1 protein-coding gene is annotated in these 1,232 nt (G+C 58.8%); it reads right to left on the bottom strand.

The genetic code is table 11. The features are described 5' to 3' along the window. Positions 1 to 56 precede the first annotated feature (56 nt). The coding region (gene tuf / locus J7416_RS22575; protein ID WP_170429872.1) for an elongation factor Tu at positions 57 to 1,232 on the bottom strand (1,176 nt) is incomplete at its 5' end.

Here is a 1,232-nt window from a genome sequence, read left to right as displayed (position 1 = left end):
AACAAAAAGGGCGTCCCGAGGGACGCCCTTTTCGTTCGATCATTCGCTTGCGCGAATTATTCAATAATCTTCGACACAACGCCGGCGCCGACGGTGCGGCCGCCTTCGCGGATGGCGAAACGCAGGCCGTTTTCCATCGCGATCGGTGCGATCAGCTCAACGCCGAACGACACGTTGTCGCCGGGCATGACCATCTCGGTACCTTCCGCCAGGGTCACGGTGCCGGTCACGTCAGTCGTACGGAAGTAGAACTGCGGACGGTAGTTCGCGAAGAACGGAGTGTGACGACCGCCTTCTTCCTTGGTCAGGATATAGGCTTCGGCTTCGAACTTGGTGTGCGGTGTAACCGAACCCGGCTTACACAGAACCTGGCCACGCTCAACGCCGTCACGGTCAACACCACGCAGCAGCGCGCCGATGTTGTCGCCCGCTTCACCGCGGTCCAGCAGCTTGCGGAACATTTCAACGCCGGTGCAGGTGGTCTTGGTGGTGTCGCGGATGCCGACGATTTCGATCTCGTCGCCAACATTGATCACGCCACGCTCAACACGGCCCGTCACAACGGTACCACGACCCGAGATCGAGAACACGTCTTCGATCGGCATCAGGAACGGCTGGTCAACAGCACGCTCAGGGGTGTCGATGTAGTCATCAACGGCCGCCATCAGTTCCTTGATCTTCTCTTCGCCGATTTCCGGGTTGTTGCCTTCCATCGCCGCCAGAGCCGAACCTGCGATGATCGGAATATCGTCGCCCGGGTAGTCGTAGCTGGACAGCAGTTCGCGAACTTCCATCTCAACCAGTTCCAGCAGCTCTTCGTCGTCAACCTGGTCAACTTTGTTCAGGAACACGACCATCTTCGGGATGCCAACCTGGCGGCCCAGCAGGATGTGCTCACGCGTCTGCGGCATCGGGCCGTCAGCAGCGTTCACAACCAGGATCGCGCCATCCATCTGCGCAGCACCGGTGATCATGTTCTTGACGTAGTCAGCGTGGCCGGGGCAGTCGACATGCGCGTAGTGGCGGTTGTCGGTCTCGTATTCCACGTGGGCGGTCGAGATGGTGATGCCGCGCGCTTTCTCTTCCGGCGCACCGTCAATCTGGTCATACGCTTTGAAGTCACCGAAATACTTGGTGATCGCTGCGGTCAGCGTCGTTTTACCATGGTCAACGTGGCCAATCGTGCCGATGTTGACGTGCGGTTTTGTACGCTCAAACTTTTCCTTTGCCAT

The organism is Ruegeria sp. R14_0 (assembly GCF_017743975.1).
Taxonomy (GTDB): Bacteria; Pseudomonadota; Alphaproteobacteria; order Rhodobacterales; family Rhodobacteraceae; genus Ruegeria.
The sequence above is the reverse complement of the archived record's forward strand: the minus strand, read 5'-3'. Positions and strand labels throughout refer to the sequence as shown.